Here is a 21,772-nt window from a genome sequence, read left to right as displayed (position 1 = left end):
TCCGCACGGGCGGTTGGTGCGACACTCGGCGTATGAGCAGCCCAGCCCCGGCCACGGTGACCCTCCACGACATCCGCATCGCGCGAAAGATGCTGGAGAGCGTCATTCGCGAGACCCCGATCAGGCCGTGTCGGGCGCTGACCGACCGAATCGGCACGCCGGTCCACCTCAAGTGCGAGAACCTGCAACGCACCGGGTCCTTCAAGATTCGCGGCGCGTACGTGCGGATCGCGGGTCTGTCCGAGGCCGAGCGCGCCCGCGGCGTGGTCGCGGCCAGCGCCGGCAACCACGCCCAGGGCGTCGCGCTCGCGGCCCGCACCCTGGGCGTCGCGTCCACCGTGTTCATGCCGGCCGGCGCGCCGCTGCCCAAGGTGGCCGCGACCCGCTCGTACGGCGCCGAGGTGATCCTGGGCGGCGACAACGTCGAGCACGCGCTCGCCGCCGCGCGCGCGTACGCGGACGAGACCGGGGCGGTGTTCATCCACCCCTTCGACCACCGCGACGTGGTGGCCGGTCAGGGCACCGTCGGCCTGGAGATCCTGGAGCAGTGCCCCGACGTCAAGACCATCCTGGTGGGCACCGGCGGCGGCGGCCTGTTGGCCGGAATCGCCGTCGCGGTCAAGGCACTTCGCCCCGACGTCAAGGTGATCGGCGTCCAGGCGGCGTCGGCCGCCGCGTACCCGCCCTCGCTCGCCGCCGGCGCACCGGTGTCGCTGCCGTCGTTCGGCACGATGGCCGACGGCATCGCGGTCGGCCGCCCCGGCGAGGTCCCGTTCGCGCTGATCCGCGAGCACACGGACGGCATCCGCACGGTGGGCGAGGAATCCCTGTCGCAGGCCCTGCTGCTGTGCATGGAGCGGGCCAAGCTGGTGGTCGAGCCCGCCGGCGCCGCGTCGGTGGCGGCGCTGCTGGAGTCCGACGAGCCGGTCGAGGGCCCGGTGGTGGCGGTGTTGTCCGGCGGCAACGTGGACCCGCTGCTGATGTTGCGGGTGCTCCGGCACGGCCTGGCCTCGGCCGGGCGCTACCTGTCGCTGCGAGTGCGCATTCCGGACAGCCCCGGCGCGTTGGCCACCCTGCTGGGCCGGTTGGCGGAGACCGACGCCAACATCGCGGCGGTGTCGCACGTGCGTACCGACGCGACGTTGCGGGTCGGCGAGGCGGACGTGGACCTGCAGTTGGAGACCAAGGGCCGCAGCCACTGCGCGGCCGTGGTCGAGGCGCTGTACGGCGCGGGGTACACGGTCAGCAAGAGCTGAACCGTCGGCGAGCGCCGAGCCGTCGACGGGAGTCGAGCCGCCGGGGCCGGTGCCGATCCGCGCCCGCAGGAGAGCATCGCCGGGTCGGCCGTTCGGGGTCGTCGTCGCGTTGTCGGTGCCGTGTGCTTGGCTGGCAAGCCAAGCCATGTCCGTCCACGGAGGACGCGGCCGAGAGGCAGTCGGGGTCGTCGACGCACGAGCGGGCGATCACGGAAGCGCCGTCGACCGGATACGCAGAGTTACGCTTCCGGAGAAAAACGGTCGCATGCTCGGTGCGTTGGGCGCATGGTGGAGATCTGAATCGATCGGCCCGCCCCCATGCCCCATCCGCACGAGGAGTGATCCACCGATATGCAGGAAGCGATCGTCGCCGAAGGTCTCGTCAAGACCTTCGGCTCGGTCCGAGCGCTCGACGGCGTGGACGTGAGTGTGCCCACGGGCACCGTCCTGGGCCTGCTCGGACCGAACGGCGCAGGCAAGACGACATGCGTACGTGTGCTGACCACCTTGCTCGAACCCGATTCCGGGCGAGCCGTGGTGGCCGGTCACGACGTGCTCAAGAACCCCAACGCGGTCCGCCGCTCGATCGGCCTGTCCGGCCAGTTCGCCGCCGTCGACGAGTATCTGACCGGCCGGGAGAACCTGCGGATGGTCGGCGAGCTGTACCAGCTCAGCGGTCGAGACGCCAAGCGTCGGGCCGACGAACTGCTCACCCAGTTCGACCTGTCCGAGGCGGGGGACCGACCCGCCAAGACCTATTCGGGCGGCATGCGCCGCCGGCTCGACCTGGCCGCGGCGCTCGTGGTCAGCCCGCCGGTGATGTTCATGGACGAGCCGACCACCGGGCTCGACCCGCGCAACCGCATGGCGTTGTGGCGGGTGATCGAGGAACTGGTCGCGGGCGGCACCACGTTGCTGCTGACCACGCAATACCTGGAGGAGGCCGACCACCTCGCGCACGACATCGCGGTGGTCGACCACGGCAAGGTGATCGCCCGCGGCACCGCCGACCAGCTCAAGGCCAAGGTCGGCGGCGAGCGGGTCGAGGTGGTCGTGCACGATCCGGAGCGCCTCGCCGACGCGAGCGAGATGCTGACCTCGTTCGGCAAGGGCGAGTTGGGCGTGGTCAAGCTCCAGCGGCGGATCACCGTCCCGGTCACCGGCGGCGCCAAGCTGCTCGCCGAGATCATCCGCGAACTCGACGCGCGTGGCATCGAGATAGACGACATCGGGCTGCGCCGGCCCACCCTGGACGACGTGTTCATCTCGCTGACCGGCCATGCCACAGAGGGTGAGGGCAACACCGGCACCGGCAACGAGGACGACGAGCACCCGAGCGAGGACGGCCCGCAGCGTGGCCGTGCCAAGGCGGTGAAGCAGTGATGGCAGCGATGGCAGTAACGGCCGGGACGGCCCTGCCGACCCAAACCCCCGCGGCCGCGCCGCGAAACCCGACCGGACTGGAGGTCGAGGGCCGGTGAGCACCGAGACGACAACCCTCGCGTCGAAGACATTGGCGCCCGCCGCCCGCGGCGATGTGGCGCGCTCCATCCACGATTCCCTGGTCATCGCCCGCCGGAATCTGATTCGGATGACCCGGATTCCGGAGATGATCCTCTTCGGCGTCATCCAGCCGGTGATGTTCGTGGTGCTGTTCACGTACGTCTTCGGCGGTTCGATGAACGTCGGTGGCAGTACCGACGCCGACGTCTACAAAGACTTCCTGATGGCGGGCATCTTCGCACAGACCGTCACGTTCGCCACCGCGGGATCGGCCGCCGGCATCGCGGACGACATGCAGAAGGGGCTGATCGACCGGTTCCGCTCGCTGCCGATGGCGCGCGGTGCCGTGTTGACCGGCCGCACGGTGGCCGATCTCGTCCAGACCGCCATCACGATGCTCGTTCTCGCGGTCGTCGCGCTGATCGTGGGCTGGCGCACCGGATCGGCCGATCCGACCACCGCCGGGCGGGTGCTGGCCGGCTTCGGCCTGCTGCTGCTCCTGGGCTACGCCTTCACCTGGATCGGCGCGCTGATCGGGCTGTCCGTACGAACCCCGGAGGCGGCGACCTCGGGCGGGATCATCTGGCTGTTCCCGGTCACGTTCATCTCGAACGCCTTCGTGGACTCCAGCCAGATGACGCCCTGGGTGCGGCACATCGCCGAGTGGAACCCGTTCAGCGCGACCGTTCAGGCCGCGCGGGTGTTGTTCGGCAACCCGGGCGTCGTGCAGTCCGACGCCTGGCCGATGCAGCACCCGGTCTGGGCCTCGCTGCTCTGGTCGGCCCTGATCATCGTGCTCTTCCGAGCGCTCGCGGTCCGCAAGTACCTCCGGGCGACCGGCTGAGCACGGGCCTCGCCCGGGAGAACGCAAGCGGCCCGGCTCCCGAATACCGGGAGCGCGGGCCGCTTCGGGTCGTTGCTCAGCCCTTGTAGGGCTTGGCCGCCAGGACCTCGACACTGGTGCTCTTGCCGTTCGGCAACGCGAAGGTGGCCTGGTGGCCGACCGACTTGCCGTTGATCGCCTTGCCCAGCGGGGACTGCGGCGAGTAGACGTCCACGTCGCTCACGGCGTCCTCGCGCGAGCCGAGCAGGAAGGTGGTGGGGTCGTCCCGGTCGCCGTTGAAGATCACGGTGACGACCATGCCGGGCTCGACCACGCCGTCGTCCGCGGGGGCCTCGCCCACCTTGGCGTTCTGGAGCAGGCCGATGAGCTGGCGGATCCGCAGCTCCTGCTTGCCCTGCTCCTCCTTGGCCGCGTGGTAGCCCGCGTTCTCCTTGAGGTCGCCTTCCTGGCGGGCCTCTTCGATCTTCACGGCGATTTCGGAACGGGCGGGACCCGACAGGTGTTCCAGCTCGGCCTTCAGCCGGTCGTACGCCTCCTGGGTGAGCCAGGTGACGCTTTCGCTGGTCTGGGTCACGGGGTGCTCCTCGTAGGTCTGCGACAGGGTTGCGTACACGGTGCGTACGAAAGAGGTACACGCGACCCGACCGGCCCTCGGGACGAGCCCGGGCGGCACGGGAGGGGTCACATATACCAGCGCCCCCTCACCGTCCGCGGTGTGAACACCTCGGGTCGTGAGGGGACGAAGCTTCGAGAGTAACAATCTCCCGACGTCTCGGGCAGTCACCCGGACTCGGGCGGCATCCGGCGGCTCGGGCGGCCGGCCCCTGCCCGGCACCCGGCCGGCCGATCAGCCGACGGTGTGACAATCCTCCAGCTCGGCGGTGTTGGGCCGGCCCGCCGTCTGGAGCGTCTCGGTGCGCTCGATGCGCTTGTCGCCCTTGGCGAAGCGCAGTTCGCGGCGGCCCACCTCGGCGCCGTCCCGATCGCGCGAGCGCAGTACGCAGACGGCTTCCTTGTCGGCGTCCTTGCGGATCTCCACCCGGACCTCGACCGAGGAATCCGAGGTGACCCTGAAGCTCGGAATAGACCCGCGCACGCCGGGGTTCGCCACATCGAGGCCGATCCACACCGTCCCGGCCACCAGCACGACCATGAAAACCGCGAAGGCGATCCGCAGCTTGCGATCGCTTCGGGTGGCGCCCTTGCCGTAACGGGTGACGGGCGTTGCGCTCACCGGGTCTCCTGGTCTCCTGCGGGACGGGTTCGGGTTTGCGCCCGAGCGAGATCTATCGGCCACTATATGTCCGGTGCAAGAGCGGCCCTCGACAGGTCCCGGCGGTACGACCCGGCGGCTGGGACACGGGGCACGGATGAGGAGCGACGTTCCGGTGAGTGACGATCGGCTGAGGCTGATGGCGGTGCACGCGCACCCCGACGACGAGTCGAGCAAGGGCGCGGCCACCATGGCGCGCTATGTCGCCGAGGGGGCCGAGGTCCTCGTCGCGACCTGTACCGGCGGCGAACGCGGCTCGGTGCTCAACCCCGCTCTCCAGGGCAACCCGGAGATCGAGGCCAATATTCACGAGGTACGCCGCAAAGAGATGGACGCGGCACGCGCGATCCTGGGCGTGCAGCAGGCGTGGCTGGGCTGGGAGGACTCGGGGTTGCCCGAGGGCGACCCGCTGCCGCCGCTGCCGGACGGCTGCTTCGCGGTGCTGGACGTGGACAAGGCGGCGGAGCCGCTGGTCCGGTTGATCCGTGAGTTCCGTCCGCATGTGGTCACCACGTACGACGAGAACGGCGGCTATCCGCACCCCGATCACATCCAGACGCACAAGATCACCATGGTGGCCTTCGACGCCGCCGGCGACCCGGACGCGTACCCGGACTCCGGCGAGCCGTGGCAACCGCTGAAGCTGTACTACAACCAGGGCATCTCCCGGGCCCGGATCGAGGCGCTGCACGAGGGCATGCTCAGCCGCGGCCTGGAGTCGCCGTACGGCGAGTGGCTGGAGCGGTGGGGCGACCGCGACGAGCGGGACATCACCACCCGCATCCCGTGCGCCGACTGGTTCGAGACCCGCGACCGGGCGCTCATCGCGCACGCCACCCAGGTGGACCCGGACGGCTTCTGGTTCCGGGTGCCGATCTCGGTGCAGCGCGAGGTGTGGCCGACCGAGGACTACGAACTGGTCCGCTCGCTGGTGGACACCGACCTGCCCGAGGACGACCTGTTCGCGGGCGTCCGGGTCGGCGTGCGGCACTGACGGTCGGGAAATCGTCCGAACGAGGGCCCGGAGAACTTCTCTCCGGGCCCTCGGTGCATACGTCCTGCCGATCGGATGTCACTCTTGTTCACCAGGGGTTCCCATCCAGGAGGTAGTTCGTCATGACACCGCTCGCGCTCCAGCTCGCGGTCGAGGAGAGCAAGGTCACGCCCGGCCTGCTCGGGTTCGTGGTGGTCGCCGCGATCGCGGTCGCCACCTGGCTCCTGCTCAAGTCGATGAACAAGCAGCTCAAGCGGGTGAACGTCAACCAGAGCAACTGGCCGGCCGACACCCCCCGCCCGTCCCTCGCCGCGCGGGAAGCGGCCAAGGGCGACGAGGACACCCCCGGCGCCTGACCGGGCGAGGGGGCCGCGGGCGCACTCCGGAGTGCTCCGCCACCCGAATCCGACGGGTCGAGTCGCCCCGGCACCCTGCCTCGCCTTCCGAAATGACATGATTTGTGGGTCTTCGGGAGGTGGGATCTTGTTCGGCGGCTCCAGGCGCTTCGGCGGCTCCGGTGCATCGGGCGCGCCCGGCCGGCGGGCCGAGCCCGTGCAGCGACTGTTGTTCGGCGGCGTGTACGGGACGGTGCTGGCCAGTGCGATGGCCGCCGCCCTGACGCAGGACAGCGGGGTGCCCAACCCCGGCTACGACGCGTTGTGGGTGCTGCTCGCGGCGCTGGCGTCGGCCGCGGCGCACGGCTACGCGCATGCCATCGCGCACCGCACCGCGGACCCGACGGCGGTCGCCGCGAGCACCGCGCGGTCCGTGCTGACCGAGTGGCCGCTGGTGGCCGCGGTACTGCCGACGGTGGCCGCGCTGCTCGGCGCGCGGGCGGGGTGGTGGGGCGAGGAGGCCGCGATCGAGGTGGTGCTGCTCCTGAACACGGCGACCCTGTTCGGCTGGGGCCTGTCGGCGGCCCGGGTGGCCGGCCGGAGCTGGGCCGCGGCCTGCCGGGTCGGCGGCGTGGACATGCTGCTCGGACTGTTCATCGTGGGAGCCAACACGCTGAGCAAGTAGCCCCGAAGACCGAATGATCGAGAAGCGCGATGCTTCGTCTCTTGTTCGTGGGGCGGATGCTGTGTCATATATGTCTAGACCAATTTGCTCTCGTTGGAGAGAGGCATCGTGGCGCGACGAATGGCATGGATCGGCTTGGCCGGGTTGGCCGTTGCGCTGGGGGCGGTGGGCTGTTCCGGGGACGGGAAGGACACCTCGGCGCCGGCGGTGCCCGGTGAGGTCAGCGCGCTCGCGTCGAGTTCGGTGACGGTGCACGTGATGTGGCGCGCCGATCCGGACGTCGCGGTCTTCGAGGTGTATCGCGGGGACGCGAAGGTGCTGGACGTGAAGGGCGGACGGCACATGGTCGACGTCGGCGGGCTGACCCCGGGGACCGCGTATTCGTTCTCCGTGCGGGCGCGGGACCGGGCCGGGAACGTGTCACCGGCCAGTGCGGCGGTGCCGGCCACCACGCTGTCCGTGGCCCAGGGCGAGCGGGTGCCGCCGACCGCGCCGCGCGACGTGCGCGGGCAGGCCCGCGGGTCCGCCGGCGCGACGCTGGCGTGGGAGGCCGCCACGGACGACGTGGGGGTGAGCGCTTACGACATCTGGCAGGCCGGCGTGCGGGTGCACAGCGTCGCCGGGGGCCTGACCACGGCGGTGGTCAGCGGCCTGCAACCGGGCACCGAGTACCGCTTCACCGTCACCGCCCGGGACGCGGCGGACAACAAGTCGCCGGAGAGCAACGCGGTGACCGTGGTCACCGAGCAGGGCGCCGGGGACGGTCGCGACACCGCGCCGACGGGGCTGCGGGCGGTGCCCCGGAGCGCGGAGGACGGCACCTACGTCGACCTGAGTTGGACACCGCCGGACGTCGACGGGACGGTCGCGAGCTACGAGGTCTACCTGGACGGGAAGTTTCTGACCACGGTGATGTGGGGCGTGGCCCCGCCGCCCGGGACGGCGCGGTACAGCCTTCCGCTGGGCGACCGGCCGGTGGCCGGGCATGTGCTCAAGATCCGCGGCCAGTTGCCCGACGGGAAGTGGGGTGCCTTCTCCGCCGACCTGCCCCTGACGGACCCGCCCTCGGGCGGCCCGGCTCCGGCGGCACCCGCACCGAGCGGGCCGGGCGGCTCCTGAGGACGAGCCTCGGGAGCGGCCCGGACGATGGTCAGCGCGAGCGCGCCGCGCGGGTCGCGCGGGTGGACCTGGTGGAGCCCGTCGGGTTCTCCGGGATGGTCGGCATCGCCGAGCGCGGGGCGCGGGCCGCGCGACCGCTCGGCTTGGCGACCGGGCCGATCTCGCGGGTCAGCCACAGGCAGATGACGTTGACGACGTAGTTGAGCTCGGCCTTGTCCAGCGGCCGGCCCTTGGGGATGGCGTGCAGTTCTTCGAGGCAGCCCCGGCAGCAGGTGCCGGTGGCGTGCTGGGCGACGAACACCGGGTGCCCGCGGTACGGGGTCTGCCGGCCTTCCTTGCTGGGCTTCGCGGGGCCCAGGCGACGCGCGACCAAGTCGTACGCGTACCAGCGCACACCCGATTCGCCCAACGTCACGGCGACCGTACGCTCCCGGCCGGGCAGGTGGAACTTGGCGCGGGAGGGCAGCTTGCCGATCGCGTCCAGGCGGGCGTCGAGCGGCTCGGGCCTGGCGCCCTTGGAGGTCTTGGTTGTCATATCGCCTCCAACGGTAACCCGTCCGGCTCAGCCCAGGTACTTGTGGAAGAGCGTGCTGGTACGCAGCACGCCCGACGGGTCCGCGGCATAGGCGGGGATGGCGCCCGACTCGACCCAGCCGGCGCTCTTGTACAACCGCTCCGCGTCGCTGCCGGTCCGGGCGTCCAGGGTGAGCAGGCTGCGGCCCGCCGCGGCGGCGAACTGCTCTGCGGTGGACAGCAGTTCGCGGGCTATCCCGTTGCCTCGGGCGCGCCGGTGGACCAGCAGTCCGAACACCGAGGCGCGATGCCGACTGTCCGGCATGCCGGCGAATCGGAGCTGGATGGTCCCGGTGACACCCTCGTGGTCCGCGGTCACCCAGACCGCGGTGCGATTGCTGCGTATCTCGGTCCCCTGGGCCGCCCACCACTCGGCGGCCGCGTCGATCGGCAGCGGCGCGAGGAACCCGACCCCGGCCCCGTCCTCGACCGCGTCCACGAGCAACGCGGCCAGACCGGGGGTGTACGTGACGAGATCGATCGCGGAAAGCCGGACGGGCGTTGTCATACAACCATTCTCGCGCGCCTTCGCCCGGTGTCCGAACGAGCCCCGGACAACCCCGGAACACGGTGGTTCGGGAAGCGGGCGTGCGGTGACCCCGCATGTGGAGCCGCGCTCGGCCGCGTTCGAGGAAGCGCGGCACCGCGCGCACCCGGCGACGGTCGCCGTCGGCGGGCCGAGTCCGGGTCGAAACGGCGATCGGCGCGGGCCCCGGGGAGGGGCGCCGCGCCGATCGGGGGTGGGGCCGCGGTCAGACCAGGGCCGGCTCGTGGTGGGTGGGGGACGGGTCCGGGACGAGGGCTTGGTTTTCCCGGGCTCGCTTGGGGAGGAGGAAGCCCAGGGCGAAGGCGACCGCCGTCAGGCCCAGGGCCAGCAGCGTCGTGCGCTCGACCGCGTCGACCGAGGAGCGGACGTGGGTGTCGGCGCCCGCCTTCGCGACCGCCTCGGCGGAGGCGGGGGTGACCGGGACGGTGGTGCAGCTCGCCGGGAGCCGGTCCGGGTCGGTGGCGTTCTCCCGGTCGTCCACGCACGCCCGGAGCCCGGCCACGATCGCGTCCTGCGTGCTCACCGGGACACCCGCCGCGGTCAGCTCCGTGCGCAGCCTCGGCGCCGCCTCGTCGTCGAAGTTGTGGGTGGCCTGGGCGCCGATCACGCCGAAGAACACCGTGCCCAGGACCGCGATGCCCAGCGAGGCACCGAGCTGCTGGAGGGATTCGAGCGCCCCGGACGCCGAACCGACCTCGTGGTCCTCGACCTCGCCCATGATGATGTCGAAGACCGGGACGAAGATCATCCCCATGCCGAGCCCGAACAGCCCGAGCGCGGGCAGCAGGTCGCCGGTGCCCACGTCCACCCCGGCGTGGTCGAAGACCAGGTACATCCAGGTGATGCCCGCCGCCATCACGGCCAGCCCGATGTGCAGGATGCGCCGCCCCAGCTTGCCCATCGTCACCCCGCTGAAGCCCGAGCCGACGAACGCGCCGAGCGCCCACGCGCCCATCGTCAGGCTCGCCCGGGTCGGGGTGTAGCCCAGGCCGAGCTGGAGGAACAGGCCGATCGCCATCGAGATCCCGACGATCGCGCCGAAGAACACCATCACGAACCCGACGCCCGACGCGTACGACCGCCGACGGAAGACACCCAGCCTGATCAGCGGCACCCGACCGGCCGCCTCGCGCCGCAACTGGTGGACCGCGAACGCGCCGAGCACCGGCAGCGACACCGCGCACTCGATCAACGACCAGGTCGGCCAGCCCAGTTCGCGACCCTGCACGAGCGGGTGCACGAGCATGAAGGTACCGACCCCGGCGATCAGCATGCCGCCCACGTCGAGCCGCCCGCCCGCCTCGCTCGGCGCCACCTTCGGCAGCGTGCGCCGGCCGATCAGCAGCGCGAAGGCGCCCAGCGGGATGTTGATCAGGAAGATCATCCGCCACCCGGTGCCGAACAGGTCGCCGTCCACCAGCACACCCGCCACGATCGGCCCGAGCACCGTGGACAGCCCGATCGCCGGACCGAACACCGCGAACGCCTTGCCGATCTCGGCCGGCGGGAACAGGTCCCGGAGCAAGCCGAAGGTCTGCGGAATCATCAGCGCGCCCAGCAGGCCCTGGAGCACCCTCGCGATGATCAGCGTCTCCGGCGACCAGGCGAGCGCGCAGGCCACCGAGAGCACCACGAAGCCGACCACGCCGACCATCAGCATGAACTTGCGGCCGTACATGTCGCCGAGCCGCGCGCCGGTGAGCAGCCCCACCGCGAGCGCGAGCGTATAACCGGCCGCGATCCACTGGATACTGGCGTATCCCCCGCCCAGATCCGCCCGGATCGCGGGCGCCGCGACGCCCACCACGCTGGAGTCGAGCAGGTTCATCAAGGTGGCGGCCAGCACCGCCAGAAGTCCGAGCCAGCGCTGCCTGGGGCCTACGGAGGACGGGGAGATCGGGGTTGCGAGGGTCTTCTCGCCGCTGTTTTCCACGTCTCCGAGGCTAAATCCGAAAGAGGCAGGATTCGTTCCTGTTTCGGTCGGCCGGAGCCGGCAGACTGCGGTTCATGTTGGAAACCTCGGCGCGACTTCTGCGCATGCTCTCGCTCATGCAGACGCGGCCCGACTGGACCGGCCCGGAACTGGCCGAACGCCTCGGCGTGAGCGGGCGCACGGTCCGCTACGACATCGAGCGGTTGCGCGGCCTGGGCTATCCGGTGCACGCGCGGCGCGGCGTGGTCGGCGGCTACCGGCTCGGCGCCGGCAAGGCGCTGCCGCCGCTGCTGCTGGACGACGAGGAGGCGGTCAGCGTCGTGGTCGGCCTGCGGATCGCCGCGGGCAGCGTCGTGGACGGGATGGACGAGGCGATGTTGCGCGCGCTCACCAAGCTCGACCAGGTGCTCCCGTCCCGGCTGCACCGCCGGGTCAAGGCACTGCAGAAGTACACCGTCCCGGTTCGCCAGACCGGTCCGGCCGTGGACATGGACGTGATGACCGTACTGGCCGGCTCCTGCCGCGACCACGAGCAACTGCGCTTCGGCTACAGCTCGCACGACGGCAAGGAGACCTCGCGGGTGGTCGAGCCCTATCGGCTCGTGCACCGGATGGGCCGCTGGTACCTGGTCGCGTGGGACATGAAGCGCGAGGACTGGCGCACCTTCCGGATGGACCGGATCACCCCGCGCCCGCCGCACGGACCCCGCTTCACGCCGCGCGAACTGCCCGCCGACGGCGACGTGGCGGCCTTCGTGAACCAGGGCGTGGAGAGCGCGCGCGGCCAGGTCCGGGCCCGGGTGCTGGTGCGTGCGCCGATCGCCTCGGTGGCCGATCGGGTGCCACCGGCCTTCGGCTCGTTCGCGGTGGTCGACGACGACACCTGCGTGTTCGAGACCGGGGCGTCCAGCATCGAGAACCTGGCCGTCTACATCAGCCTGTTGGACGCCGACTTCGAGGTCGAGGACCCGCCCGAACTGGTCGCCTACATCCGCCGGTTGGCCCGGCGCTACACGGGCGCGACCCCGGGCGCCGACCCCGACCCGGCGGGCGACGCGACCGCGCCCGCCGTCCCCGCGCCCTGACGCGACGGCGCCCCCGACCCCTTCGGCACGAGGGGATCGGGGGCGCCTGTCGAGCGGGAGCGTCAGACCGAGACCGGTTCGCGCTCCGCCGTCTTCTGGAGCGGGACGTGCGGCGCGGCCGGCTCGTCGGGCGCTTCCAGGTCACGCGGGTTGTTGTACATCTCCAGGTCCAGCGTCTTCTCGCGCGCCGAGACCAGGATCGGCACGACCACCTGCCCGGCCACGTTGGTGGCGGTGCGCATCATGTCCAGGATCGGGTCGATCGCCAGCAGCAGCGCGACGCCCGCCAGCGGCAGGTTCACCGTGCTGAGCGTGAGGGTCAGCATGATGATCGCGCCGGTGAGACCGGCGGTGGCCGCCGAGCCGATCACCGAGACGAACGCGATCAGCAGGTATTCCTTGATGCCCAGGTTCACGCCGTAGACCTCGGCCACGAAGATCGCGGCGATCGCCGGGTAGACCGCGGCGCAACCGTCCATCTTCGTGGTGGCGCCGAACGGCACCGCGAACGAGGCGTAGTCCTTCGGGACGCCGAGGCGCTCGGTGACCTTCTGGGTGACCGGCATGGTGCCGACCGAGGAGCGCGAGACGAACGCGAGCTGGATGGCCGGCCACGCGCCCTTGAAGTAGTTCAGCGGGTTGACCTTGCCGACCAGCGCGAGCAGCAGCGGGTAGACCACGAACATCACCAGCGCGCAACCGATGTAGATGTCGGCGGTGAACGTGCCCAGCGGCTTGATCAGGTCCCAGCCGTAGGTGGCGACCGAGGTGCCGATCAGGCCCAGCGTGCCCAGCGGGGACAGCTTGATGACCCACCACAGCGCCTTCTGGACGATCTCCAGGACCAGTTCGGCGCCCTTGACCAGCGGCTCCGCCTTGGCGCCGACCGACAGGATCGCGGAGCCGAGCACGACCGCCAGGAAGACGATCTGCAGGACCTTGACCTCGGAGAACGCGGTGACGATGTTGGTCGGGATGATGCCGGTGAGGAAGTCGAGCCAGTCACCGTTGGTCTTCGGCGCCTTGCCCGGGTCGGCCGGCAGCTTGAAGCCGTCGCCGGGGTTGGTGATCAGGCCGATGGTGAGGCCGATCGCCACCGCGATCAGCGACGTGATCAGGAACCACAGCAGCGTGCGCGCGGCCAGCCGCGCGGCGTTGTTGACGTTCCGCAGGTTGACGACGCTGACCAGGATCGCGGTGAACACCAGCGGCGGTACGGCCAGCTTGAGCAACTGGACGAAGATCGTGCCGATCTGGTCGAGCGTCTCGGTCAGCCACGAGACGCTGTACTCCTTGGCGATGAAGCCGAGGACCACACCGAGCACGAGGCCGGCGGCGATCTGAGCCGAGAAGGGGGTTCTCTTCAGGGACTTGAGTGAATCCACAGCAGACAAGGCAGGGCTCCTGAACGGGCACCGTGGGGACGGGGGTGGCGGTACGGAGCGGCCGTGGACCTGCGCATCAATTGGCACGAAAGTGCCCACAGGAAGAACTACGAAGAAGCGTTACACCGAGACTTCGCGCAGAACGGCCGCAGGAGGCCGGCGTGCGGGCGGTCGGGGGCGACGAGCGTGAAGGCGTCAGCCCGACGGGGGCACGGCGGCAGTCAGCCGCAACACAGCGCGGTGGCGCAACGGCCCAGGTCGACGTGCCGACGGGACACGAGCGGGAAACCCACCGCCGCGTCCGTCAACTGCGTGTCGCCTGCACCAAACATGAGAGTGAGGATAGCGACACTAAACCGATAAACGCAAAGAATTACGGAACGGACACCGCCGGACACCCACGGACACCGCCGGCCACACCTCGCTTAAGCGGCTTCCCCGACCTCGACAAGGCGGCGAAACCCCACGAAATCCCGGGCCCGGAGGCTCGGAGGCTCGCGAACTCGGCAGCCTAGGAGGCTTCCTTGGCGATCCGGGTGACCGGGGCGGCCACCGCCTCGTCCTCGGCGCGGTTGTCCTCGGCGATCCGCTGCTTCGCCCGCTGCACCCGCTCGTACAGCGCCTCGGACATCGCGTCCCGCTCCGCGTTCAGGAACTTGTAGCTGATCACCGCCGACCCGGCCGCCGCGACGGCGATCGCGATGAAAACGTTCCCACTGCGGTCCAGGTCGAAGAGCGCGAACACGACCATGACCACGGCGAACAGCGCGGCGAAGATGCCGAGTCGGTAGAGCGAGTAACGCAGCGTGGGATTCGACATGGTCACCTTCGGTTCCCCTGGCCAGAGCGGTACGTACGGGTGGCGGTCGACGCGAGTCGGGCCGTCCCCTCCAGTCAAGCATCCCGGATTCGGAGCGCGGAGCCGGGCCCCGCCACGCGTCACGGGCCGAGCCCGTGGACGCCGTCCAGGATCATGTTCTCCCAGTAACTGCCCGGCTCGGCCCACGCGAGCGGATCGACCGAGGACAGCAGGTCGACCACGATCGGCTCCCACACGTCGTGGATGCGGATCCCGAAGCGTTCGCCCTGCCGGCGCATCCGCCCGATCACCCACATGGTGAAGGCGAGCGTGGACAGATCGGTGTTGAGCGTGTCCATCCCCGGCTCGTCGGCACCGGTGTACCAGCGCCGAACCACCCCGGTACGACCGTCCACGAGCAGGTCGCCGTCCTCGCTGACATAGCCGAGCACGACCAGGTGCTCCGCGTCCGGCGGCGGCTCCGGTTCGTCGTCCCAGTCCGCCCGGCGCTCGGCGATCAACTCGGCCAGGGTCGGCAGCGGTTTGTCGTCGCTGCGCATGTCCAGGTACGCCCACGCGTCGATCAGCCCGATGTCGAGCAGGAAGCGTCGGGTCGGCTCGTGCACGATCGCGGCCGGCAGGTGCTGTTCCTCGTAGCCGGAGAACTCGTTCTCGTACACCAAGTCGAGCATCTCGGGCGTGATCCGCACCGCCAGGCCCTCGCCCGGCACCGCCGCCCGACGCAGTTGCCACAGTGCGAAGGAGGTGTGCCAGAACGAGTTCCGCGGATCCAGCTCGGGTTCGGTCTCGCCGAGCAGATCGATCAGGTCCTCGCCGGTGCGCACCGGGCCGCGACCGGTCCGGATCGCCTCCACCAGACCGGCGTTGCGCACCAGGGTGGACACATCCATCGACATCGGCTCCCGGCCGTGGGCCGACCGCTCCTCGGCGAAGACCCGACCGGTCGTGCCGTCGAGCAGCACCGCCCGGGGCGAGGTACGCGGCGAGCCGTACGCGCCGAGCACGATCAGTCCGTCCCGGAAGCCGCCCGGATCGAACCGGATCAGCGCGGCCTCGCGCGGCAGTCCGACCTCGGCCAGGAAGCGCCGGGTGGGCTCGTGCCCGACCTCGGGCAGGTCGTACCGGATCACCTCGGCGAACCACTCCTCGGCGTCCGTCCGGGTGAGCGGGATACGCAGTGCGTCAGCCATCCAGCAGCCCTCCGGGCTGATCGTCGAACACGTTCGGCCGGTAGGGGGCGGGCCCCTCGACCGTGATCGGATCCAGGGTGCCCGGCACGGCGGTCATGATCTCGGCCAGGCCGTCGTAGTCGCGGGTGAGCGCGAACTCGCGGTCGTAGGCCCGGACCCGGGTGATCATCCACGACGCGAAGGCGAGGGTGGACGGACCGGTGCCGACCGCGAACGGCTCCGGGCCGACGTCGCGGTACCAACCGCGGACCCGGCCGTCGCGCGCGGCCGGCACCGGGTCGATGTCCCGGACAACGCGCCGATCCGCACCTGGCACCACGCGTCCGGCGGCGGTGGACGATCGTCGTCCTCGTATTCGTCCAGGTCGCCGGCCACAGCGGATACAGCCGCAGCAGGGCCGATGCGCCCGCCGTCCCCGCCTCCCGCAGGAATCGGGCGGCGGCCGCACGCGCGGTGTCCCCCATCACGCCCTCCCCCGTGCCCTACCGATGTCGCCGGTGCGAGATCAGAGCTTCATCGGCTGCGGCACGTCCCGCCGGGCCGGGTCCGGGCCCTCGTACTCGCGCAGCGTCTCGTAGCGGGTGTTGCGCTCGACCGGGCGGAAGCCGGCGTCGCGGATCAGCTCCAGCAGGTCGTCGCGGGTCATCTTGTTCGGCGTGCCGAAGTCGTCCGCGTCGTGGGTGATCTTGTACTCCACGACCGACCCGTCCAGGTCGTCCGCGCCGTGGTTGAGCGCGAGTTGCGCGGTGGCCAGGCCGTGCATGACCCAGAAGCACTTCACGTGCGGAACGTTGTCGAACATCAGCCGGGAGACCGCGAACACCTTGAGCGCCTCGGCGCCGGTGGCCATCTCGGTCCGGGCCTGGAGCCGGTTGCGGACGATGCCGTCCTTGCTGTCGTGGAAGTCGTGCTGGTAGCGCAGCGGGATGAAGACCTGGAAGCCGCCGGTCTCGTCCTGGAGTTCGCGCAGCCGGATGACGTGGTCGACCCGGTGCCGGGGCTCCTCGATGTGGCCGTAGAGCATCGTGCACGGGGTCTTGAGGCCCTTGGAGTGCGCGAGCCGGTGGATCCGCGACCAGTCCTCCCAGTGCGTGTCGTGGTCCACGATGTGCTGCCGGATCTCCCAGTCGAAGATCTCCGCGCCGCCGCCGGTGAGCGACTCCAGGCCCGCGTCCATCAGTTCGTCCAGGATGTCCGACGCGGACAGGCCGGAGATCTTCTCGAACCAGTGGATCTCGGTCGCGGTGAACGCCTTGAGCGCGACGTTCGGCAGCACCTCCTTGAGCGCGCTGAGCGACCTCGGGTAGTAGCGCCACGGGAGGGTGGGGTGCAGGCCGTTGACGATGTGCAGTTCGGTGATCCCGTCCGGCTCCATCTCCTTCGCGAGCCGCACGGCCTCCTCGATCCGCATCGTGTACGCGTCCTTTTCGCCCGGCTTGCGCTGGAACGAGCAGTAGGCACACGACGCGTTGCACACGTTGGTCATGTTGAGGTGGCGGTTGACGTTGAAGTGGACCTTGTCGCCGTTCTTCACCGTCCGCACGTGGTGCGCGAGCCAGCCGAGCCACGCCAGGTCGTCGCTCGCGTAGAGCGCGATGCCGTCCTCACGACTGAGGCGCTCCCCGGCGAAAACCTTGTCCTCGATCTCCTTGCGCAGGCCCGCGTCCATGTGTCGGCACTCCCTCTAGATCTTCTCGTTTGCCGCTGCACGGCTCGTACGAGGTTACGCCCGGTGTGCCGGGCGTCCGCTCAGGCCATCACCTCGGCGTACAGTGCCGGGTCGACGTTGCCGCCGCTGACCACGGCGACGTGCTCGCGGCCGGCGGGCAGCGCGTCCTTGCGGAAGAGGTAGGCCGCGGTGGCCACCGCGCCGGCGGGTTCGGCGACCAGCCGGGCGCGTCGACCCAGGAAGCGCATCGCCTCGCGGATCTGCTCCTCGGTCACCGTGACGATGTCGTCCACGTACGCCTGGATGTGCGCGAACGGCAGCACGCCGACCGAGGTGGTGCGCAGGCCGTCGGCGATGGTGCGGTAGGTGTCGGCGGTGGACCACGCGGTGCGCACGCCGGTACGGAAGGACTCGACCGCGTCGGCGGCCAGTTCCGGCTCGACGCCGATCACCTTGGTGCCCGGGCTGGTCAGCTTGACCGCGGCGGCGATGCCGGAGATCAGGCCGCCGCCGCTGACCGGGACCAGCACGGTGTCCGCGGTGGGCAGGTCCTCGACGATCTCCAGGCCGGTGGTGCCCTGGCCGGCGATGATCCGCGCGTCGTCGTAGGGCGGTACGAACGCGTAGCCGTGCTCGGCGGCCAACTCGCCGGCGGCGGTGTCGCGCCGGTCCGGGGTGACGATGACCACCTCGGCGCCCAGCGCGCGGGTGGCCTCGATCTTGACGGTCGGTGTGGTGTCCGGCATCACGATCACCGCTCGGGCACCGAACAGGCGGGCCGCGTAGGCCACGGCCTGCGCGTGGTTGCCGCTGGAGTGTGCGACGACCCCGCGCGAGCGCTCGGCGTCGGTCAAGGCCGCGATCGCGTTGTACGCGCCGCGGATCTTGAACGCGCCGATCGGCTGGAGGCTCTCCGGCTTGAGCCACAGCGGTCGGTCCGCGTCACCGTGCAGGGACGGCAGCAGCGGGGTGCGTACGGCCGTGCCGGCGATGCGTTCGCGTGCGGCCCGAAGGTCTTCGAGAGTCACCAGGTTCGTCATGTCCGCCACCCTACGAGGGGATCCGGGCACGTCGAGGGGGTGCGGTGGGCTCGCGGACCGTCGTGCACGCCGACCGTGCGGCTACTCCGTCGGTTCGGGCAGCTCGGCCGCGCGGTACTCCCATTTGGTGGAGAGCACCACGGTGGTGCGGGTGCGGGCCACGCCGCGGGTGCCGGACAGGCGCCGGACCACGTTCTCCAGCCCCTCCATGTCCGAGACCCGGACCTTGAGCATGAACGAGTCGTCGCCGGCGATGAACCAGCAGTCCTCGATCTCGTCCAGGTCGCGCAGTCGGCGGCTGACGTCGTCGTGGTCGGCCGCGTCGGAGAGCTGGATCCCGATCAGCGCGGTCACCCCCAGACCGAGCGAGACCGGGTCGACGGAGGCCCGGTAGCCGGTGATCACGCCGGCCTGTTCGAGCCGGTTGATGCGATCGGTGACGCTCGGGCCGGACAGGCCGACGAGTCGGCCCAGCTCGGCGTACGAGGCCCGTCCGTTGCCGCGCAGCGCCTGGATCAGCTTGCGGTCGACGGCATCCATGTCCGTTTCCTCCAGGTAATCGATGGTGTCCAGCGGGGGGCGTTCAGGGGTCTGCGACATGGCGAAGGTGCAAACCCGGGTCAAGCCTGTAATTCATTGGACGATTCTGATTCTAACCCTTAGAATCAAAGGCATCGGGAGCTACAAGCCTCCGATGACGATTCGTGGGGAGACGACACCGTGTACACCCTGGAGATGGCCCGCGCACACATGCAGGAACTGCATGCCATTGCGGAACGCTCACGTGCCACCCAACCGTCGAACACGCTCAAGCGTGTGAAGCGTCTGGTCGGCCGCCGCAAGTCCGGGCGCTGATCGCCCGGCAGATCCGGCAAGACCGCCAAGGCTCCCGTCACCACGGGGGCCTTTTTGGTCTCTCCGGGTTCGGTGTCCTCGGGTTCGGTCTCGCCGAGTTCGGTCTCGCCGGGTGTGGTCTCGCCGGGTGTGGCGTCTTCGCGTTCGGTCTCTTCGGGCGAGGGTGATGACCGGTGGTCTTCGGCCGCGCCTCACCCGGCCGCCTCGCGTCGGGCGCCGCCCAGTTCGCCGTCCCACCGTCGGTAGAGGGTGTGCGGGACACCGAGTACGTCGAGCGCCTTGCCCGCGACGAAGTCGACCAGGCGCTGCACGTCCTGGGCGCCCGCGTAGAAGGCCGGGGACGCCGGCAGGATCACCGCGCCGGCGTCGTCGAGCCGGACCAGGTGGCGCAGCGTGGTGCCGGTGAGCGGGGTCTCGCGCGGCACCAGGACGAGCGGGCGACGCTCCTTGAGGGTGACGTCGGCGGCGCGCTGGAGCAGGTCCTTGGACAGGCCGATCGCGATTCCCGCGACCGAGGCGGTGCTGGCCGGCACCACGACCATGCCCTTGGCCGGATACGACCCGCTCGCGGGTCCCGCGCCCAGATCGCCGGCCGCCCAGTAGCGGACGCGGTCCAGCAACGCGTCGTCGAGCCCGGTCCACGCGGCGAGGTCGGCGCGCCAGTGCGCGTCGCGGAAGGCGATGCCGGTCTCGTCGAGCAGGGTCAACCGGGCCGCCCGGCTGACCACCAGGTCCACCTGCTCGCCCGCGTCGAGCAGCCCGCGCAGCACCGCCGCGGCGTACGGCGTACCGGAGGCTCCCGATACGCCGACTGTCCACGGACGTCGTCCCGTACTGTCCCGCTCCTCGTCCATGGCTCCTATTGTGGCTTCGTAGCGGTACTGCCAACCGCAGGGGAGGGGTCTGCATGTCCCGCATATCCGTGTCGGGAGTCCGCGACGCGGCCCTGGTCACCGCAGTTCTGGTCGGCGCGATCTGGGTCGTGCAGCTGATCAACTACACGACCGACGACTCGTTGCTCACCCACGGCGTCACCCCTCGGCGGGCGGACGAACTGCCGGACGTACTCAGCGCGCCGTTCCTGCACTTCGGCACCGGACACATCGTCTCCAACACCTTCCCGCTGATGTTGCTCGGTTTCCTGGCCGCGCTGCGCGGGATCACCCGCTTCCTCGCCGTACTGCTCACGATCACCGTGATCGGCGGCCTCGGCGTGTGGTTGACCGCACCGGACAACACGAACACGGCGGGCGCGAGCATCCTGGTCTTCGGGTTGTTCGGCTACCTGATCGTGCGGGGGTTCGCCGATCGGCGGGTGCTGGATGTGCTGATCGGCTTCGGCGTGTTGGGCTTCTACGGCAGTTCGTTCGCGATGGGGGTCACCCCGCTCGCGGAGGGAGTGTCCTGGCAGGGCCACCTGTTCGGGCTGATCGGCGGCGTGGTGGCGGCCCTCGCCTTCCGCCGTCGACGCGATGTGTCACAGCTCTCGCCCGCCGACCTGCCCATCGGGTAATGCAGTGGACGCGACTGCATACCATTTCGGTAGACGCTTTACCAGGCTTCCTCACCACGCCTTTGCTCGTCCTCGATCGGGAGTTCACCTGTGCATTCGCTTCGGATATCCGCCGCGGTCCTGACCGTTCCGCTGGTCCTGCTCGCCGCCGGCTGTGGCGAGTCCTCCTCGGGAGACCCGCTCAAGCCCGCGGCCGCCGGTGGCGACGCGCTCGACCCGAAGGGTCCGTCCAACGAGGGCCTGACCGTGGAGGCGCTGTCCAAGCAGGCCGAGACCGGCTTCAAGGACCTCACGAACCTGCGCATCGAGGGCACCGGAAAGATCTACGACCTCCCGATCGGCGTGGACATCCGGGTCGGCACCGCCGAGCAGGCCGAGGGCCGGGTCACCCTGCAGGACAAGGCACTCGAGCTGATCGCGGTCGACAAGACCACGTACATCAAGATCGCGCCCGGCACCGTCCAGACCGTCCTGGACCTGGGCAAGCGGGCCGAGGCCGCGTCGTCGTCCGGCGCACCCGAGTCGGCCGAGGACAAGGCGCTGGGCGAGCAGTTCACCAAGATGTTCGCCGAGGGCGCCAAGCTCGTCGAGGGCAAGTACATCAAGATCGGCGGCAACGAGGCCGGCAAGCTCGGCCAGGACCTGCTCAAGGGCGGCACGCCGTCGCTGGACGGGCTGTTCGGTTCGGATTCCGACTCGGGCGACTCCGCGGACTCGTCCGACGAGCCGCCGATGACCAAGGGCCCGACCACGGAGATCAACGGGATCAAGGTGATCCCGCTGATCTCCAAGGACGAGGACGGCACGACCGTGACGATGTACGTCGCGGCCAACGGCAAGCCGTTCCCGGTCCGGTTCACCGCCGACGACAAGAGCGACGGCACCAACGAGGTCACCCTCGACCTCAAGTACTCCAAGCTCCCCGGCGGCGTCTCCCCCAAGGCCCCGGCCCCCGGCGACACGGTCGACCTCAACGGCCTCCTGAAGACCTTCGGCGGCGGCCTGGAAAACATGTTCGGCGAGGACAAGACGGCCTGACCGACACCGCCCCCTTCGCGCCCGGATCGCACTCGGGGGCGTGAGTCACCACCGTTTCGAACGGGCCTGCCCCGTTGCTCCCTGGGGGCAACAGGGCAGGCCCGTTTCGCAGTTC

General features: G+C 70.3%; 24 protein-coding genes. 11 read left to right on the top strand and 13 right to left on the bottom strand.

All coding sequences use genetic code 11. The features are described 5' to 3' along the window. The first annotated feature begins 32 nt into the window (after nt 1-32). The 3 genes from ilvA (at nt 33) to ABZ374_RS17660 (ending at nt 3,603) form a co-directional block, all read left to right on the top strand. Complete coding sequence (ilvA, locus tag ABZ374_RS17670) at nt 33-1,256, top strand: threonine ammonia-lyase (RefSeq protein ID WP_360311875.1); 1,224 nt, start codon at nt 33-35, stop codon at nt 1,254-1,256. Nucleotides 1,257-1,607: 351 nt separating this feature from the next. Beyond that, entirely contained in the window at nt 1,608-2,639 is a 1,032-nt protein-coding gene (locus ABZ374_RS17665) for an ATP-binding cassette domain-containing protein (RefSeq protein ID WP_360311873.1), read from the top strand. A gap of 130 nt (nt 2,640-2,769) precedes the next feature. Further along, entirely contained in the window at nt 2,770-3,603 is an 834-nt protein-coding gene (locus ABZ374_RS17660) for an ABC transporter permease (RefSeq protein WP_360311928.1), read from the top strand. Nucleotides 3,604-3,679: 76 nt separating this feature from the next. Here the strand turns inward: ABZ374_RS17660 and greA are convergent, their stop codons facing one another. Next, complete coding sequence (gene greA, locus ABZ374_RS17655) at nt 3,680-4,177, bottom strand: transcription elongation factor GreA (RefSeq protein WP_360311871.1); 498 nt, start codon at nt 4,175-4,177, stop codon at nt 3,680-3,682. 273 nt (nt 4,178-4,450) lie between these two features. Further along, nucleotides 4,451-4,837 (bottom strand): DUF4307 domain-containing protein, encoded by a 387-nt coding sequence (locus ABZ374_RS17650; RefSeq protein WP_360311869.1) that lies wholly within the window; start codon nt 4,835-4,837, stop codon nt 4,451-4,453. Between the two features lie 178 nt (nt 4,838-5,015). Here ABZ374_RS17650 and mca point away from each other — a divergent pair, with 178 nt between their 5' ends. The 4 genes from mca to ABZ374_RS17630 all read left to right on the top strand — a co-directional run bounded on the left by mca (nt 5,016) and on the right by ABZ374_RS17630 (nt 8,009). Beyond that, nucleotides 5,016-5,870 carry a mycothiol conjugate amidase Mca gene (mca, locus tag ABZ374_RS17645; protein ID WP_360311926.1) on the top strand — a complete coding sequence of 285 codons (855 nt, stop codon included), beginning with the start codon at nt 5,016-5,018 and terminating at the stop codon, nt 5,868-5,870. A 122-nt stretch (nt 5,871-5,992) separates the two neighbouring features. After that, nucleotides 5,993-6,226, top strand: coding sequence for a hypothetical protein (locus tag ABZ374_RS17640; protein ID WP_360311867.1), 234 nt, complete (start codon nt 5,993-5,995; stop codon nt 6,224-6,226). Nucleotides 6,227-6,353: 127 nt separating this feature from the next. Beyond that, nucleotides 6,354-6,890 carry a hypothetical protein gene (locus tag ABZ374_RS17635; RefSeq protein WP_360311865.1) on the top strand — a complete coding sequence of 179 codons (537 nt, stop codon included), beginning with the start codon at nt 6,354-6,356 and terminating at the stop codon, nt 6,888-6,890. A 120-nt stretch (nt 6,891-7,010) separates the two neighbouring features. Beyond that, the gene (locus tag ABZ374_RS17630) at nt 7,011-8,009 is read left to right on the top strand and encodes a fibronectin type III domain-containing protein (RefSeq protein ID WP_360311863.1); all 999 of its coding nucleotides are present in this window, start codon (nt 7,011-7,013) and stop codon (nt 8,007-8,009) included. Nucleotides 8,010-8,040: 31 nt separating this feature from the next. On the opposite strand, the gene ABZ374_RS17625 is transcribed toward ABZ374_RS17630, so the two are convergent. The 3 genes from ABZ374_RS17625 to ABZ374_RS17615 all read right to left on the bottom strand — a co-directional run bounded on the left by ABZ374_RS17625 (nt 8,041) and on the right by ABZ374_RS17615 (nt 11,062). Further along, on the bottom strand, nt 8,041-8,544 hold the full coding sequence (locus ABZ374_RS17625; RefSeq protein ID WP_360311861.1) for a DUF4186 domain-containing protein: 504 nt from the start codon (nt 8,542-8,544) through the stop codon (nt 8,041-8,043). A 27-nt stretch (nt 8,545-8,571) separates the two neighbouring features. After that, nucleotides 8,572-9,090: a GNAT family N-acetyltransferase gene (locus tag ABZ374_RS17620; protein ID WP_360311859.1), complete on the bottom strand. Its 519-nt coding sequence runs from the start codon at nt 9,088-9,090 to the stop codon at nt 8,572-8,574. Between the two features lie 244 nt (nt 9,091-9,334). Further along, on the bottom strand, nt 9,335-11,062 hold the full coding sequence (locus ABZ374_RS17615) for an MFS transporter (protein ID WP_360311857.1): 1,728 nt from the start codon (nt 11,060-11,062) through the stop codon (nt 9,335-9,337). A 74-nt stretch (nt 11,063-11,136) separates the two neighbouring features. Here ABZ374_RS17615 and ABZ374_RS17610 point away from each other — a divergent pair, with 74 nt between their 5' ends. Next, nucleotides 11,137-12,147 (top strand): YafY family protein, encoded by a 1,011-nt coding sequence (locus ABZ374_RS17610; protein WP_360311855.1) that lies wholly within the window; start codon nt 11,137-11,139, stop codon nt 12,145-12,147. 62 nt (nt 12,148-12,209) lie between these two features. On the opposite strand, the gene ABZ374_RS17605 is transcribed toward ABZ374_RS17610, so the two are convergent. The 7 genes from ABZ374_RS17605 to ABZ374_RS17575 form a co-directional block, all read right to left on the bottom strand. Further along, on the bottom strand, nt 12,210-13,541 hold the full coding sequence (locus ABZ374_RS17605) for a dicarboxylate/amino acid:cation symporter (RefSeq protein ID WP_360311853.1): 1,332 nt from the start codon (nt 13,539-13,541) through the stop codon (nt 12,210-12,212). 502 nt (nt 13,542-14,043) lie between these two features. Continuing rightward, entirely contained in the window at nt 14,044-14,352 is a 309-nt protein-coding gene (locus tag ABZ374_RS17600) for a DUF4229 domain-containing protein (protein WP_360311851.1), read from the bottom strand. Between the two features lie 119 nt (nt 14,353-14,471). Next, nucleotides 14,472-15,542, bottom strand: coding sequence for an SUKH-4 family immunity protein (locus tag ABZ374_RS17595; protein ID WP_360311849.1), 1,071 nt, complete (start codon nt 15,540-15,542; stop codon nt 14,472-14,474). Beyond that, on the bottom strand, nt 15,535-15,816 hold the full coding sequence (locus ABZ374_RS17590; protein WP_360311847.1) for a hypothetical protein: 282 nt from the start codon (nt 15,814-15,816) through the stop codon (nt 15,535-15,537). Before ABZ374_RS17590 ends, ABZ374_RS17595 begins: the two co-directional genes overlap by 8 nt. 231 nt (nt 15,817-16,047) lie before the next feature. Then, nucleotides 16,048-17,211, bottom strand: coding sequence for an aminofutalosine synthase MqnE (gene mqnE / locus ABZ374_RS17585; RefSeq protein WP_360311845.1), 1,164 nt, complete (start codon nt 17,209-17,211; stop codon nt 16,048-16,050). Nucleotides 17,212-17,291: 80 nt separating this feature from the next. Then, on the bottom strand, nt 17,292-18,251 hold the full coding sequence (locus tag ABZ374_RS17580) for a threonine/serine dehydratase (RefSeq protein ID WP_360311843.1): 960 nt from the start codon (nt 18,249-18,251) through the stop codon (nt 17,292-17,294). Nucleotides 18,252-18,332: 81 nt separating this feature from the next. Further along, entirely contained in the window at nt 18,333-18,791 is a 459-nt protein-coding gene (locus tag ABZ374_RS17575) for an Lrp/AsnC family transcriptional regulator (protein ID WP_026219445.1), read from the bottom strand. A 180-nt stretch (nt 18,792-18,971) separates the two neighbouring features. Between ABZ374_RS17575 and ABZ374_RS17570 the strand changes: the two genes are divergently transcribed. After that, complete coding sequence (locus ABZ374_RS17570; RefSeq protein ID WP_020556503.1) at nt 18,972-19,106, top strand: hypothetical protein; 135 nt, start codon at nt 18,972-18,974, stop codon at nt 19,104-19,106. A gap of 191 nt (nt 19,107-19,297) precedes the next feature. On the opposite strand, the gene ABZ374_RS17565 is transcribed toward ABZ374_RS17570, so the two are convergent. After that, nucleotides 19,298-19,960, bottom strand: coding sequence for a UbiX family flavin prenyltransferase (locus ABZ374_RS17565; protein ID WP_360311841.1), 663 nt, complete (start codon nt 19,958-19,960; stop codon nt 19,298-19,300). 53 nt (nt 19,961-20,013) lie between these two features. Between ABZ374_RS17565 and ABZ374_RS17560 the strand changes: the two genes are divergently transcribed. Continuing rightward, nucleotides 20,014-20,619 carry a rhomboid family intramembrane serine protease gene (locus ABZ374_RS17560; protein WP_360311839.1) on the top strand — a complete coding sequence of 202 codons (606 nt, stop codon included), beginning with the start codon at nt 20,014-20,016 and terminating at the stop codon, nt 20,617-20,619. 90 nt (nt 20,620-20,709) lie between these two features. Beyond that, the gene (locus tag ABZ374_RS17555) at nt 20,710-21,657 is read left to right on the top strand and encodes a hypothetical protein (protein ID WP_360311837.1); all 948 of its coding nucleotides are present in this window, start codon (nt 20,710-20,712) and stop codon (nt 21,655-21,657) included. The last annotated feature ends 115 nt before the right edge of the window (nt 21,658-21,772 follow it).

Source organism: Embleya sp. NPDC005971 (assembly GCF_040629175.1).
Classification (GTDB): Bacteria; Actinomycetota; Actinomycetes; order Streptomycetales; family Streptomycetaceae; genus Embleya.
Note: the sequence above shows the minus strand (reverse complement) of the source record. Positions and strands in the feature narration are given on the sequence as shown.